This window comes from Pseudomonas sp. DR208 (assembly GCF_019823005.1).
Lineage (GTDB): Bacteria > Pseudomonadota > Gammaproteobacteria > Pseudomonadales > Pseudomonadaceae > Aquipseudomonas > Aquipseudomonas extremorientalis.
In genome coordinates, this window is record NZ_CP081944.1 from 2649455 (window position 1) to 2663215 (window position 13761).

At 64.1% G+C, this 13761-nt stretch carries 13 protein-coding genes; 7 read left to right on the plus strand and 6 right to left on the minus strand.

Annotation, left to right across the window (positions count from 1 at the left end):
- Positions 1-103: 103 nt before the first annotated feature.
- Positions 104-700, minus strand: a complete 597-nt coding sequence (locus tag K5K89_RS11990; RefSeq protein ID WP_092245992.1) for a glutathione S-transferase family protein — start codon at positions 698-700, stop codon at positions 104-106.
- Between the two features lie 102 nt (positions 701-802).
- Positions 803-1801, minus strand: coding sequence for an AraC family transcriptional regulator (locus K5K89_RS11995; protein WP_222541701.1), 999 nt, complete (start codon positions 1799-1801; stop codon positions 803-805).
- A gap of 64 nt (positions 1802-1865) precedes the next feature.
- On the opposite strand from K5K89_RS11995, the gene K5K89_RS12000 reads away from it, so the two are divergent.
- Complete coding sequence (locus tag K5K89_RS12000) at positions 1866-3089, plus strand: MFS transporter (protein WP_222541473.1); 1224 nt, start codon at positions 1866-1868, stop codon at positions 3087-3089.
- 102 nt (positions 3090-3191) lie between these two features.
- Positions 3192-4025, plus strand: coding sequence for a glutathione-dependent disulfide-bond oxidoreductase (gene yghU, locus K5K89_RS12005; RefSeq protein ID WP_092245986.1), 834 nt, complete (start codon positions 3192-3194; stop codon positions 4023-4025).
- A 51-nt stretch (positions 4026-4076) separates the two neighbouring features.
- Here yghU and K5K89_RS12010 read toward each other — a convergent pair whose 3' ends face one another.
- The 3 genes from K5K89_RS12010 to K5K89_RS12020 are packed head-to-tail and all read right to left on the minus strand — an operon-like array spanning position 4077 to position 6803.
- Positions 4077-5003, minus strand: coding sequence for a sugar ABC transporter substrate-binding protein (locus K5K89_RS12010; RefSeq protein WP_222541474.1), 927 nt, complete (start codon positions 5001-5003; stop codon positions 4077-4079).
- Positions 5004-5022: 19 nt separating this feature from the next.
- Positions 5023-5802 (minus strand): TIM barrel protein, encoded by a 780-nt coding sequence (locus K5K89_RS12015; protein ID WP_222541475.1) that lies wholly within the window; start codon positions 5800-5802, stop codon positions 5023-5025.
- Positions 5799-6803, minus strand: coding sequence for a Gfo/Idh/MocA family oxidoreductase (locus K5K89_RS12020; RefSeq protein WP_071489129.1), 1005 nt, complete (start codon positions 6801-6803; stop codon positions 5799-5801). Before K5K89_RS12020 ends, K5K89_RS12015 begins: the two co-directional genes overlap by 4 nt.
- 185 nt (positions 6804-6988) lie before the next feature.
- Between K5K89_RS12020 and K5K89_RS12025 the strand changes: the two genes are divergently transcribed.
- Positions 6989-8950 carry a sigma-54 interaction domain-containing protein gene (locus K5K89_RS12025; protein WP_071489130.1) on the plus strand — a complete coding sequence of 654 codons (1962 nt, stop codon included), beginning with the start codon at positions 6989-6991 and terminating at the stop codon, positions 8948-8950.
- A 124-nt stretch (positions 8951-9074) separates the two neighbouring features.
- On the opposite strand, the gene K5K89_RS12030 is transcribed toward K5K89_RS12025, so the two are convergent.
- On the minus strand, positions 9075-10118 hold the full coding sequence (locus K5K89_RS12030; protein ID WP_222541476.1) for a LacI family DNA-binding transcriptional regulator: 1044 nt from the start codon (positions 10116-10118) through the stop codon (positions 9075-9077).
- Between the two features lie 162 nt (positions 10119-10280).
- Here K5K89_RS12030 and K5K89_RS12035 point away from each other — a divergent pair, with 162 nt between their 5' ends.
- From K5K89_RS12035 to K5K89_RS12050, 4 genes are read left to right on the plus strand one after another with little or no spacing between them, the layout of a single operon-like run.
- Positions 10281-11375, plus strand: a complete 1095-nt coding sequence (locus K5K89_RS12035) for a fatty acid desaturase family protein (RefSeq protein ID WP_222541477.1) — start codon at positions 10281-10283, stop codon at positions 11373-11375.
- Between the two features lie 29 nt (positions 11376-11404).
- Positions 11405-11725, plus strand: a complete 321-nt coding sequence (locus K5K89_RS12040; protein ID WP_058426960.1) for a MocE family 2Fe-2S type ferredoxin — start codon at positions 11405-11407, stop codon at positions 11723-11725.
- A gap of 2 nt (positions 11726-11727) precedes the next feature.
- Positions 11728-12927, plus strand: a complete 1200-nt coding sequence (locus K5K89_RS12045; protein ID WP_222541478.1) for an NAD(P)/FAD-dependent oxidoreductase — start codon at positions 11728-11730, stop codon at positions 12925-12927.
- 1 nt (position 12928) lies between these two features.
- Positions 12929-13747 carry a sugar phosphate isomerase/epimerase family protein gene (locus K5K89_RS12050; protein WP_222541479.1) on the plus strand — a complete coding sequence of 273 codons (819 nt, stop codon included), beginning with the start codon at positions 12929-12931 and terminating at the stop codon, positions 13745-13747.
- The last annotated feature ends 14 nt before the right edge of the window (positions 13748-13761 follow it).

Here is a 13761-nt window from a genome sequence, read left to right on the forward strand (position 1 = left end):
GCTACGAGATCGCGGCGTGTCAGTCTACACACCTGTTGCTGAAACATAGTCATCGGCAGCAATTCGAATCGTCACGCCTCCCCCCACATTAGAACTGGCTTGCCTACTCGATTGGATAACGCTTGAAAGCCGAGTGCTGTTCCAGCCGCTCGGCGTGGCGTTTGAGGTTGGGGAACGCATCGGCCTTGACCACCGACGCCACGGTGAACTGGCTGAACGACCAGGCGACTGCCGCTGTCAGGGAAGCCTGGGTCAACTCCTGACTGTCAGGCAGTTGTTTTTCCAGCAGCGAGTAGGCCGCCAGCAATTGCCCGCTGACGCGATCCAGCCAGGGCGCATGCAGCTTTTCGGCCGGGCGCAGGTTGTGTTCGTAAACGATCTGCACGCTTTTCTCGCAGGCCGCCAGGGCCAGGCCAAGGATATGCAGGTCATGGGCACGACCTGCGGGGGAGGGGGGCAGCAGCTTTTTATCGGCCGGGGCCAGGGTTTCCAGATAGTCGAGGATCAGGCTGGAATCCATCAGCACCGTGCCGTCATCCAGCACCAGGGTCGGCGCCTTGACCACCGGGTTGATCTGGGAAAACTCGGTGAACGTGCTGAACACCGACAGCGGTTCATGCACAAAATCGACGCCGTAAAGGTCCAGGGAAATGGCCACGCGGCGTACGTAGGGCGAGTCCAGCATGCCGATCAGTTTCATGAAGCCTCCGTTGCTCTCAAGGTGATGGCTCCAGAGAGTAAGGGCACAGGATCGGCATGCGCAATGACTGAATGTTGCCTGCAAAGGTCAGGCTGCGGTCATTCAGGCAGGACGCCTGATGTTCTGCCGGCTGGCCCCCGGTGGCTGGCCGGTAATGCGCTTGAATGCACGGCTGAACGCCGCCTGGGAGGTATAGCCCAGGCGCAGCGCCACTTCTTCGATAGGCAATCGCTCCAGGGTCAGCCATTGGCTGGCCAGGCGCATTCGCAACTCCGTCACGTAGCGCAGGGGCGGGATGCCCAGGGTGGCCTGGAAGCGCTCGGCGAACACCGAACGGGAAGCATGACAATGCGCCGCCAATTCGGCCACGCTCCAATCGCGGCCCGGGTCCTGATGCAGGACGAGCAGGGCACCGGCCAGTCGCGTGTCGCGTAGCGCCGCCACCAATCCTGATGCATTACCGCAGGCACATTCCACCCAGCCCCGCACGATCATGGCGGCGACCACATCGGCCAGGCGCGCGAGGATGCCGGAATAGCCGACACGAGCCGCGCTGACTTCACGTTCCATCACCGCCAAAATCGGCATCAAGCCAGGGTAACGCTGGCCCTGGGCATCGATCAGCATCAAGGCCGGCATCAGGCTGCCGAGCCCCTGGATACTGCCAAGCTCGAACGCCATGCAGGCGCTGAACAGCAAGGTGCAGGGGGGCGTATCGGGGGACGCATCCACGGCGCAGACGGTATCGCCCAACGCAGTCGCGCCAAAGCCATCGATGTCCTGCACAGCCCTGTCCGCATCGGAGGACAGCGCATGGGCGCCGCCGTGGGAGATGAACACCGCATTGCCCGCCGATAACTCAAACAGGCCCCCGTCGTCGGTTCGCAGGGTGGCCGTCCCTGCGGCCAGGAAGTGGAAGTAGGCGTGTCCGGGTTTGGCCTCAAAGCCCATGCCGAAGCTCGGTCCGGCCTGGATGCGTCGGTACTGCACCCCGCTCAGGCGCATGCCGCGCAGCAGTTCGTCGATAAGGTCGGAGGACAGGTTGAAGGGCGCCGCTGCGGTCATCTTCGGGGTTTCGGTCAAAAACTCAAGGGTTTGCATCATAGATCATCCGAATTGGCAAACCTAGACTGGCCGTCGTGCTAATGACCGAGGATGTCGTGTGATGAATGATTATGTAGCCCAAACCGCTCGCCCTGCCCAGGTGGCGCCCGATGCGCCCGCCTGGATGGCGGTGTTTTCCCTGGCCATGGGGGTGTTCGGCTTGTTGACGGCCGAATACCTGCCGGCCAGCCTGCTGACGCCGATGGCGCTGGACCTTGGCGTGTCTGAAGCGCTGGCCGGCCAAGCCGTGACCGTGACCGCCGTGGTGGCGTTGTTCGCCGGGTTGCTGGTACCGGGCCTCACGCGTGGGATCGACCGGCGCGTGGTGCTGCTGGGTTTTTCCCTGCTGATGATTGCGTCCAACCTGTTGGTGGCGTTTTCTTCCAGCCTGGCGGTGCTGCTGTTGATGCGCATCCTGCTGGGTGTTGCCCTGGGCGGCTTCTGGAGCATGGCGGCGGCGGTAGCAATGCGGCTGGTGCCGGCGGCGCTGCTGCCCCGTGCGCTGTCGATCATCTTCAGTGGCATTGCCGTGGGCACGGTGGTTGCCGTGCCGTTGGGCAGCTACCTGGGCGGCCTGTATGGCTGGCGCAGTGCATTTGTGGCGGCGGCAGCGGTCGGCGGGGTGACGCTGGCGTTCCAGCTGTTCACGTTGCCACCGTTGGCCCCCACGGGCAGCGCACGCTTGCGCACGGTGCTGGATGTGCTGCTGCGCCCGGGCATCGCCATCGGCATGTTGGGCTGCGTGCTCGTGCACACCGGGCACTTTGCGCTGTTCACCTACATCCGGCCGTTCCTCGAAAGCACCACGGGCGTGGGCACTGAAGGGCTGGCCTTGATGCTGCTGGGCTTCGGTGCGGCCAACTTCGTCGGCACGCTGTTGGCCGGTTGGATGCTGGTGCGTTATCCCCGCGGCACCTTGGTGCTGATGCCGGTGTTGGTGGGCGTCGCGGCGCTGGCCCTGGTGTTGCTGCCGGCCTCGCTGCCAGGCCAGGCGTTGCTGCTGGCGCTGTGGGGCATGGCGTTTGGCGGGGTGCCGGTGGCGTGGTCGAACTGGGTGGCGCGCAGCGTGCCGGATCAAGCTGAAAGTGCCGGCGGCATGGTGGTGGCGTCCGTGCAGTCGGCTATTGCGGCGGGCGCGGCCGGTGGGGGCGCGATGTTCAGTCTCAGTGGCATCAGCGGGGTGTTTCTCGGCGCCGGTGTGTTGATGCTATTGGCCGCCTTGTTGATTGCGCTGCGGGTAACGGTGCCGGGCAATGACGCCGTGGGTGCACCGCTGCATCTTTGACGTCAGCCTGGAGATTGGCCGCATTCACGGTGTGACGAGCCATCGACCTTTGGTTTAGTCTGGAGCGCTTCGTTGAACGCAAGCACATTTGGAGCAGTAAGCATGACCGATTACGTACCCCCGAAAGTGTGGACCTGGGACACCGAGAATGGCGGCACTTTCGCCAGCATCAACCGCCCGGTGGCCGGCGCGACCCATGAAAAAGAATTGCCGGTGGGCAAGCATCCACTGCAGTTGTACTCCCTGGCCACGCCCAACGGGCAGAAGGTCACGATCCTGCTGGAAGAGCTGTTGGCCCTCGGGCACAGCGGTGCGGAGTACGATGCCTGGCTGATCAAGATCGGTGACGGCGACCAGTTCGGCAGCGGCTTCGTGGGGGTGAACCCCAACTCCAAGATCCCGGCACTGCTGGACCGCAGCGGCGCCACGCCGATTCGGGTGTTCGAGTCGGGAGCGATCCTGCAATACCTGGCAGAGAAGTTCGGCGCGTTCTTGCCCACCGAACCCGCCGCCCGCGCCGAATGCCTGTCGTGGTTGTTCTGGCAGATGGGCAGCGCGCCCTACCTGGGCGGTGGTTTCGGCCACTTCTATGCGTATGCGCCGAGCAAGATGGAATATGCGATCAACCGCTTTGCCATGGAGACCAAGCGTCAGCTCGATGTGCTCGACCAGCGCCTGGCAGTGAGCGAATACATCGCGGGTGATGAGTACACCATCGCCGATATCGCCATCTGGCCCTGGTATGGCGGGCTGGTCAAAGGCCGTTTGTATGGCGCGGCGGAGTTCCTCTCGGTGCATGAGTACCAGCATGTGCTGCGCTGGGCGGACGCGATTGAAGCGCGGCCGGCGGTGCAGCGTGGGCGGCGGGTCAACCGGGTGTCCGGCGAGCCCCATGAGCAGTTGGCCGAACGCCATAGCGCTCGCGACTTGGACTAAAAATATGGGAGGGAGCTTGCTCCCTCCCATATTTGGATCACCACACTCCAGTTATTTGTAGCGCTGCTCGAACACCGCCACCTGCTCGGGCTTGATCAGTTCGAACGGCACCCAGACCTGCGGCTCAATCGCCTCGCCCTTGATCATTCGCACCGCCGCCTGCACGGCCTGGGTCGCCTGGGCCTTCGGGTCCTGGAATACCGACGCCGTCAGCAACCCCCGCTTGATCGCTGCCAGCCCATCGGGCAAGCCATCGATACCCACAATCGCCACTTCACCCTTGGTTTTTCCCGCCTGCTGCAAAGCCATGGCCGCGCCAATCGCCATTTCATCGTTGTTGGCCACGATGGCATCGAACGGCGTGCCCGCCAGCAGCCAGTTGCTGGTCAGGTCCATGCCTTTACTGCGTTGCCATTCGGCGCTTTGCTGCTCGACCACCTTGATACCGGGAAACTCCTTGAGCACCTGTTTGACGCCCTCGGTGCGGTCGTGGGTAGCGTTCTGTGCGAGGTCGCCCATGATGATCACCACGTTGCCCTTGCCACCGAGTTTTTCCGCCAGGTAGCGCATCTGCAACTGGCCGGCCTCGATGTCGTTGGAGGCCACGGTGACCACGCCTTTGGGCAGGGTACGCTCGTCCGGGTGGCGGTTGACGTACACCAGCGGTGTCTTGGCGGAGACGGCGGCGCGGGTCATGTTGGCGGTGGCGGCGGTGTCCACCGGCAGTACGATCACCGCGTCGACCTTCTGGTTGAGGAAGCCCTCGACCTGATTAAGCTGACGCACCACGTCGCCCTGGGCGTCTTCGAACTGGATCTGCACATCCTGCTGCTTGGCGGCCGCTTCCAGGCCGGTGCGCACGTACGTCATGAAGTTGTCGTCGACCCGGGCAATGCTCACGCCGATGCGATAAGCCGCGTAGGTCCATTGGCTGAACAGCAGCAACAAGGTGGCAGCAAACAACGAATAGCGATTCATAAGGGTGATCCTTTTATTGTTATAGGGTGAACGCCTGGCGGAAACGCTCCAGGGCCATCTTGCTGTCGCCGCTGGCCCAGCCTTCCAGGCCGACCACGCCGCTGTAGCCTATGGCGTGCAAGGCTTTGGCAATGGCCGGGTAGTGGATTTCACCGGTGCCAGGCTCCTTGCGACCTGGTACATCGGCCACTTGGATTTCACCGATGGCGCTGCCAGCGCGCTGGATCAGTTCGATCAAATTTCCTTCGCCGATCTGCGCGTGGTACAGGTCCAAATTCATCTTCAGGTACGGGCTGCCCACGGCCTCGATCAGCGCCAGGGTATCGTCGGCGCGGGCGAATGGCGTACCGGGGTGGTCGACTTCGGTGTTGAGGTTTTCCAGCAGGAACACACGGCCGGCGTCTTCCCCCAGGCGGGCGATTTTTTCCAGGGTCTTGCAGGCGCTCAGCCACATGCGCCCGGTGGCCAGGCTCACCGGTTGAACGGGCAGGCCGCCTTCACCCAGGCCGGTGCCGTGCAGGTTGAGGCTGGGGCAATTCAGGTGTGCGGCTACCCCTAAGGATTCGCGGGCGCTGTCGAGTAACTGGCGGATGCCATCGGGGTCGGTGAGGGTGCCGCTGATGTAGCCGGTCATGGAGGTGAAATCGGCGCCGGTGGCGGCCAGGGCGGTGATGTCCTTGTCTGTCCAGTTCCAGATTTCGGCGCTGAACCCCAGTGCGTGAATGCGCTTTACACGCTCGACAAACGGCAGGTCGAGAAACACCATCTCGGCGCTGACCGCCAGCTTGAACGGGCTCATACCGCCACCGCCTTGCCGGTTTCGAACGACTCGATGCACGCACGGGCAATCGCCAGGGCCGCGCGCGCATCCTCGCCGCTGGCCATCGGCTTGGCACCGCTGCGCAGGCAGTCGACAAAGTGGTTGAGCTCGGCAATGTAGGCGTCGCGCAACAGGTCGGTGTCCAGGCGCTGGGTGTCGGCCTGGATGCCCTGGGCCAGGTAGCGCACCAGGTCGCTGTCGTTGAGACTGCCCATGCTCAGCATACCGGCGCTGCCGAACACTTCGCCGCGCACATCGTAGCCGTACACGGCCTGGAAGTTGGCTTCGGCGGTGGCGATGGCGCCGTTGTCGAAGCGGATCGCGACCACGGCGGTGTCGAGGAAGCCTTTGCTTTTGAATTGCGGAGCGATCAGTGCGTCGGCCATCACATACACCTGCTCGGCCTCGGCACCGGGGTTGAGGTAGCGCAGGGTGTCGAAGTCGTGGATAAGGGTTTCGAGGAAAATCACCCATTGCGGCGAGTTGGCCGGGTTGTTCAGCGCCGGGTCGCGGGTCAGCGAGCGCAGCAACTGCGGCGTGCCGATGCGGCCGGCGGCGACGTCGAGGTGCGCGGTGCGAAAGCTCTTGGCGAAACGCCGGTTGAAGCCCACCTGCAACGGCACTCGCGCATCGGCGGCAGCGGCGATGGCGCGGTCGGCCTCATCGAGGGTGATGGCCATGGGTTTTTCGCAGAAGATGCCCTTGCCGGCGCGGGCGGCGCTGATCACCAGTTCGGCATGGCTGCGGGCCGGGGCGGCGATGATCACGCCGTCGATAGCCGGGTCGTCGAGCAACTGCTGAGGGTCGGTGTAGACCTTGCTCACCCCCAGTTCGGCGGCGAGGCGGGCGGCCTGGCCTGGCGTCGGGTCGGCAATCGCTGCCAGGCTGGCACCCGGGATGTGCCGCGCGGCGGTCAGGCCGTGGAAGCTGCCCATGCGACCGGCACCGATCAAACCCAGGCGGATGTTTTGTGTACTCATGCAATGACCCCTTGTTGTTATTGGCCTCAGGACAGTCCTGATGGGCAAGGGGGGGGGAGCAAGGCGTGTGCCAGTTTTCAACTTATTGATTAATAAGGGTTAATTAATATCTACAAACAATAAGTGTTCATTCTGATGACATGCCTATACTGACATGTCAAAAACATGAACATGGATATCACCCAATGAGCATGGCCTTCAGTGTGCAAGACCTCGACTACCTGACGACCCTGGGGCCTGCCGCGCTGAATGACGGCCCGGTGGCCGCGCTGGAGCAGGCCTGGCGCGATTGCCTGGCCGGCCAGGTCGACCGGCCGGCGTCCGTGCGCCAAGTGATCTGGGATTCGTGGCGGCGCAGCGTCGAGGCGGGCATCGATCCAGCCGACAACGCGTACCGCTTTGTCGCAGCCGACACGCTGACCGCCACCCTGACCACCCACCGCGTGCTGATCGCCGCTGCCGCGCAAGTCATGCACGGCTTGCTGGCCTACAACCCGCGCGGCCATATCAACCTCACCGATGCCGATGGCACTACCCTGTATTTCTGTGGCCTGGACATCACTCCGGTCGGCAGCCGCCTGCTCGAGTCGGTGCAAGGCACCAACTGCACCGGCCTGGCCCTGGCCGAAGACCGCCTGGTGTACGTGCTGGCCGAGGAAAACTTCGGCATCGGCCTGCGCCAGCGCCGCATGCACTGCGCCGCCGCGCCGATCAGGAATGCCCAGGGCCACACTGTGGCGATGCTGACCCTCACCGCCGAGCCTGGCTGGTTTCACTTCCATACCCTCGGTACGGTGCAGGCGGCCGCCGAGGCGGTGTCGCGGCAAATGGCGCTGCAGGTGTTGCTGGAGGAGCAGCAAGCGGTGCTCGAAGTCCTCAACGAAGGCCTGGTGGTACTGGACGAGCGCGGTTGCATCAAGGCGCTCAACCGTTATGCCCGGCAGTTGTTCGGCGTAGGGCTGGAGCTGATCGGGCGGCCGTTCCAGCAGCTGGGCCGTAGCGAGTTGAGCGACGTCCTTGGCGAGCCCGTGCGCGACCTCGATTGCACCTTCCACTTGGCTAACCGAGGCCAACTCGCCTGCCTGGTGTCGGTGTGCCCGCTGGAGCAGGGCGGGGTGATCGTGTCGCTGCGTGAAAACCGCCGCATCCGCGAAATCACCCGGCGCCTGATCGGCACCCGGGCCAGCTACACATTTGAAACCATCCAGGGCAACTCCCGAGCCATCCAGGACGCCCTGCACCTGGGGCGTATCGCCAGTCGCAGCGACTCCACCACGCTGATCCTCGGCGAAAGTGGCACCGGCAAAGAGCTGTTCGCCCAGGCCATCCACAACGGCAGCGACCGCCACAAAGGCCCCTTCGTGGCGGTCAACTGCGGGGCGATCCCCCGTGACCTGGTGCAAAGCGAACTGTTCGGCCATGTCGAGGGCGCGTTCACCGGCGCCACCCGTGGCGGTTCGGCGGGCAAGTTCGAACTGGCGGATGGCGGCACCATCTTTCTGGATGAGATCGGCGACATGTCCTTCGATGCCCAGGTCAGCCTGTTGCGGGTGTTGCAGGAGGGTGAAATCACCCGGGTGGGCGCGAAGAACTCGCGACAAGTGGACGTGCGCATCATTGCCGCCACCCACCGCAACCTCAGCCAGGCCGTGGCGCAAGGCGCGTTTCGCGAAGACCTCTACTACCGTCTCAACGTCCTGAACCTCACCGTGCCGCCCCTGCGCATGCGCCGCGAAGACATTCCGCTGCTGGCGCGGCACTTCCTGGCCCGCTGTGCACGCTCGTTGCGCAAGTCGGTGCAGGGCTTTTCGCCGGAGGCGATGGCATTGCTGTCGGCCTATGGCTGGCCGGGCAATGTGCGGGAGTTGGAAAACAGTATTGAGCGGGCGACCAACCTGGCGATGGGCGAGCTGATTCAGCCTGCCGATCTGCCGATGGAAACCAGGCAGCACACTCCGCTGCGCGCCTATGAGCCGCAACCCGCCCAGGACCTGAGCAGCCACGAAATGCACGCCATCGTCGCCGCACTCAAGAACACCGGCGGCAACATCCGCCTGGCCGCCCGGCAACTGAACGTGTCGCGGGGCGGGCTGTACAACAAAATGAGCCGGTTCGGGCTGAGTGCCAGCGATTTTCGTCGCGCCTGAGATTTAAGCAGCGCTGACGCACGGCAAACGAGAACCCCTGTGGCAAGCCCGCTCGCCACAGAAAGCCAGCGCCTCCCAAGTTTGGCGTAGGCGTTCAGCCTTGGCTTCCTCGTCGATGCGCCCGCTAGAGGTTCTCCGACGTCACAATCTGCGGCGGTATATACACCCGCTGCCGCACCGGATCGAACCCTTCGGCAGTCTGCAACTCCACCATCAACTGCACCAACGCCGTCGCCGTCTGCCCCGGCTGCGAGTCCATCACCACATCGATCAAACCCTGGCGCAGCGCCTGGCGCGACAGCTCGGTGGACTCCTGCAGGATGCAGCACAACGCCGGCCGCCTGGGCAACTGCGCCAGGGCGCTGATGATGCCATCGCCGCCGCCGCCCACCACGCATAGGCCGCGCAGGTCGCTGTGGCGGCTGATCAGGTCGAGGGTGGCTTCTTCGGTAATGTCGCAGTTGTCCAGATTGATCAACGGCTCCAGCGGTTTGAGCCCCGGCGCATGCTCGGCCAGGTAGCTGTGCAGGCCTTCGACCCGTGCCTGGTGGCCGAGGAAACGGTGGCCGCCGAGCAGGATACCCACGCTGCCTTTGCGCGTGCCGCAGGTGCGGGCGAGCAGCCAGCCCATGGTGCGGCCGACCACATGATTGTCCTGGCCTACGTAGGGTTCCTCCGCCTGTTCGTGGATATCCGAGAGCAGGGCGACCACGGGCACGCCGGCTGCGCGGATTTGCGCCAGGCAGGCGTTGATCGACGGATGGGCAAAACTGACCACCGCCAGGCCATCGCACTGCACGGCCAACTGTTCGATCTGCGCGACGATGGCGTTGGGCGAGCGGTCCACGATGTACTCGAACTGGCACGTCAGGTTGGCGTTGGCATGCTGCTCCGCGGCGGTACTGATGGCCTGCGCCAGGCTGGCATAGAACGCCTGGGCGGTGGCCAGCAACAGGATGCCGAAGCGATAGGTCGGCCGACGCTCGCGAATGCGCTGGCCGATCAGCCGCGCCGCAAAATACCCCACGGCTTCGGCCGCCTGGAATACCTGCTCGGCAGTCTCGGGATTGACCGGTGCCCGCGCATTCAATACGCGGTCGACCGTGGCCACACTCAGCCCGGCATGGGCGGCCACGCTGGCGATGGTTGGGCGTTTGTTGTTGTTCATGACTGGCCCCTTGAGCGTCTTGATAGAAAACTATCAAGCCCGGCTGGGCCTGGATGATAGCTTGATAGGGAATGGATTCAAGGCCTTGAGGGTGAATAACCCGTTCTCTAAGGTGGGTTTCACACAGCACCAGAAACCACCCGCTTGTGGAGAACAATAACAATGCCTGAACACACCGCTCCTATCGGCCGCCGCGACTACAGCCTCACCGGCCCCGAAGCCGCCCGCGCCGCTGAAAAAGGCCTGGTCTCGGCCAGTTGGTACCAATCGCCGATCTCGCGTAAACGCATGAAAGAACTGATGCAACGCCGTGACGGCCCGGCACTGCTCGACACCGCGATCTGGGTGATCGCACTGTTTGCCAGCGGTTTTGGCGGCTACTGGTTCTGGGGCACCTGGGCCTGCGTGCCGTTCTTCCTGGCCTATGGCGTGCTGTATGGCACTGCGTCCAACCCGCGCTGGCACGAAACCGGCCACGGCACCGCCTTCAAGACCCGCTGGATGAACGATGTGCTGTATCAGGTCGCCAGCTTCATGTGCATCTTCGAACCCCACGTGTGGCGCTGGAGCCATGCCCGGCACCATACCGACACCATCGTGGTCGGCCGTGACCCGGAGATCGTCGAACCGCGTCCGCCGAGCTTCTGGATGATGTGCCTGAGCCTGTTCAACCTGCCCCTGGCCTGGAAAACCTTCAGCGGCGTGGCGCGCCATGCCATGGGCAAGATGAGTGCCCAGGAAGCGGACTTCATCCCCGAATCCGAATGGCCCAAGGTGTTCCGTGCCGCGCGTATCTGGGTCGGCATTTATGCCGTGGTGATCGGCACCGCGTTGTACCTGCATAGCTGGTTGCCGCTGATGCTGGTGGGCCTGCCGAGTATTTATGGCGCGTGGCTCGGCTATCTGTTTGGCCTCACGCAGCATGTCGGCCTGGCCGAAGATGTACTCGACCACCGCAGCAACTGCCGCACCATTTACATGAACCGCGTGCTGCGCTTTATCTACATGGACATGAACTACCACCTCGAACACCACATGTACCCGATGGTGCCGTACCACGCCCTCGCGCAACTGCACGACGAAATCCGCAGCGACTGCCCGCCGCCGTACGCCAACCTGTTCGAGGCATTCAAGGAGATCCTGCCGACCATCTGCAAGCAGCGCAGCGACCCCACCTATTTCGTCCAGCGCCCGATTCACCCGAATACGCCTCCGGCTGCCCATGCGCCGGTGCATGCAGAAACCGCTGCCGGTTGAACCCCACCCAAGAACAAGAGAAAAACGCCATGAACGATCAATGGATCGACGTCTGCGCCGTGGGCGAAATAGACGAAGAAGACGTGCTGCGCTTCGACCATGGGCCGCACACCTATGCGGTGTATCGCTCGGCCGAGAATGAATTCTTCGCCACCGCCGGGCTGTGCACCCACGAGAAAATCCACCTGGCCGATGGCCTGGTGATGGACCACGTGATCGAGTGCCCCAAGCACAATGGGCGCTTCGATTACCGCACCGGCAAGGCCCTCGGCGCGCCGGTGTGCGTCAACCTCAAGACCTACCCGGTGCGGGTCGAAGCGGGGCGGGTGTTGCTCGCTGTCACGGCCTGATCATGCACGATCCCTTGATCATCGTCGGCGCCGGCCATGCCGGCGGCCGTGCGGCGCTGACCTTGCGTGAAGAAGGCTACACCGGGCGGCTGATCCTGATTGGCGATGAGCCGCACTTGCCCTACGAGCGGCCGCCGCTGTCCAAAGGCGTGTTGCAGGGCACGGCGGACCTGGCCGGCTGCAGCCTGTGCGACAGCGCGCGACTGGCCGAGTTGGGCATTGAGCATATCGCCGCTAACCCGGTGACGCAGTTGCAGCCGCAACAGCATCGCCTGCAACTGGCCGATGGCCAATGGCTGCGGTACGCCGGCCTGCTGCTGGCCATCGGGGGGCGGGCGCGCCGGTTGCCTCAGGAGCAGGCCAACGTGCTCTACCTGCGTACCCACGATGAAGCGCTGGCCCTGCGCGATGCGCTGAAGCCCGGCACGCGGTTGGTGGTGGTCGGTGGCGGCTTTATTGGCCTGGAAGTGGCGGCCACGGCACGTGGCCTTGGCTGTGAGGTCACCCTGCTCGAAGCCGGGCCGCGATTGGCGGGCCGGGTGTTGCCGGCCGTTATCTCTGAGGCGCTGCTGGCCCTGCATCGCCAGCACGGGGTCGACGTTCGCCTGAATGTGGCCTTGGAATCGATCCAGGCCGACGCCGTGCTGCTGGTGGACGGGCAACGCTTGCCCTGCGACCTGGTGGTGGTCGGCATCGGCATGCAACCCAATATCGAATTGGCCGCCGCAGCGGGGTTGGACGTGGGGCAGGGCATACGCGTGGATACGCACCTGCGCACCAGCGCGCCGGATATTTATGCCGCCGGTGACGTGTGTGAGTTTCGCCTGGATGGCCTCTATCAGCGCCAGGAAACCTGGCGCAACGCCGAGGTCCAGGGCCGGCATGCGGCATTGAACCTGCTGGGCCGCGATGTGCCGTTCGAGGCGCTTCCCGGGTTCTGGTCCGACCAGTACGACTGGGGCTTGCAGACCGTCGGCGTGCTCACGCCCTCGACGGTCAGCCGCCCATTGCCGGGCGGCGGCATATTGCTGTTCCATCTCGATGCCGATCACCAGTTGCAAGGCGCGTGCGGATGGGCGCCAGGCAACAGCATGGCCAAGGACATCAAGCTCTGCGAACGCCTGATCAGCGCGCGACGCTCACTCGATCCTGCCAGCCTGGCCAACCCCGAGCTGTCCCTCAAACACCTGCTGCGAGGCTGATATGCGCCAATTCCTGGTGTTCCAATCCCTGTGGGCCATGCAGACCGAACCCGGCCCACTCGAGGCTCAACTCGAGCGCATCAAGGCCGCCGGGTTCGACGGCATTACCGATCATTACTTCAAGCCCGCCGATGTCGCCCGCCTGCACGCCGCCGCCACGTCGCAAGGCTTGCAGATCGAAGGCCAGCTGTTCCCGCAGTCGGTGGATGACCTGGCCGCCGCGCTGGAGGTGATCAGTGGCTATGGCTGCCACCACCTCACCCTGCAAGCCGACGTGCGCCCACGCACGCAAAGCGAAGCGGCGCGATTGGTCGAAGGCTGGCAGCGCTTGGCCGAACAGGTGGAGTTTCCGGTGCTGCTGGAAACCCACCGTTATCGCCTCACCAATGATCTGCTGTTCACCCTTGACCTGCTGGCACAGATGCCCGACTTGAAGCTGCTGGCCGACCTGTCCCACTACGTGGTCGGGCGCGAACTGCCGGAGCCGGGCGCCGCCGAGGACGATGCGCAGATACGCAGCATCCTGCGCCACAGCTGGGGTTTCCACGGTCGGGTAGCCAGCAGCGAGCAGGTGCAAGTCTCGTTGGCGTTTCCCCAGCACCAAGCCTGGGTCCGGCGCTTTACCGAGTGGTGGCGCTACGGGATCGAAGACTGGCTGGCGCGTCCGCAGACGCCGCAGAGCCTGTCCTTTACCTGCGAACTCGGCCCGCCGCCTTATGCGATCACCGGCGCGGACGGGTGCGAAATCAGCGATCGCTGGTCCGAAGCGCTGAAGATGCAGGCGCTCATTCGTGAGGTGTGGCGCAGTTGTCAGAAGTGATCTGCTAATCTGCG

Excerpts from the sequence above, each read along its gene's own strand:
- K5K89_RS12045 (WP_222541478.1), top strand. The coding sequence starts at position 11,728 with ATGCACGATCCCTTGATCATCGTCGGCGCCGGCCATGCCGGCGGCCGT.
- K5K89_RS12040 (WP_058426960.1), top strand. The coding sequence starts at position 11,405 with ATGAACGATCAATGGATCGACGTCTGCGCCGTGGGCGAAATAGACGAA.
- K5K89_RS12000 (WP_222541473.1), top strand. The coding sequence starts at position 1,866 with ATGAATGATTATGTAGCCCAAACCGCTCGCCCTGCCCAGGTGGCGCCC.
- K5K89_RS11990 (WP_092245992.1), bottom strand. The coding sequence starts at position 700 with ATGAAACTGATCGGCATGCTGGACTCGCCCTACGTACGCCGCGTGGCC.
- K5K89_RS12030 (WP_222541476.1), bottom strand. The coding sequence starts at position 10,118 with ATGAACAACAACAAACGCCCAACCATCGCCAGCGTGGCCGCCCATGCC.
- K5K89_RS12020 (WP_071489129.1), bottom strand. The coding sequence starts at position 6,803 with ATGAGTACACAAAACATCCGCCTGGGTTTGATCGGTGCCGGTCGCATG.
- yghU (WP_092245986.1), top strand. The coding sequence starts at position 3,192 with ATGACCGATTACGTACCCCCGAAAGTGTGGACCTGGGACACCGAGAAT.
- K5K89_RS12015 (WP_222541475.1), bottom strand. The coding sequence starts at position 5,802 with ATGAGCCCGTTCAAGCTGGCGGTCAGCGCCGAGATGGTGTTTCTCGAC.
- K5K89_RS12010 (WP_222541474.1), bottom strand. The coding sequence starts at position 5,003 with ATGAATCGCTATTCGTTGTTTGCTGCCACCTTGTTGCTGCTGTTCAGC.
- K5K89_RS12050 (WP_222541479.1), top strand. The coding sequence starts at position 12,929 with ATGCGCCAATTCCTGGTGTTCCAATCCCTGTGGGCCATGCAGACCGAA.
- K5K89_RS12025 (WP_071489130.1), top strand. The coding sequence starts at position 6,989 with ATGAGCATGGCCTTCAGTGTGCAAGACCTCGACTACCTGACGACCCTG.
- K5K89_RS11995 (WP_222541701.1), bottom strand. The coding sequence starts at position 1,801 with ATGCAAACCCTTGAGTTTTTGACCGAAACCCCGAAGATGACCGCAGCG.
- K5K89_RS12035 (WP_222541477.1), top strand. The coding sequence starts at position 10,281 with ATGCCTGAACACACCGCTCCTATCGGCCGCCGCGACTACAGCCTCACC.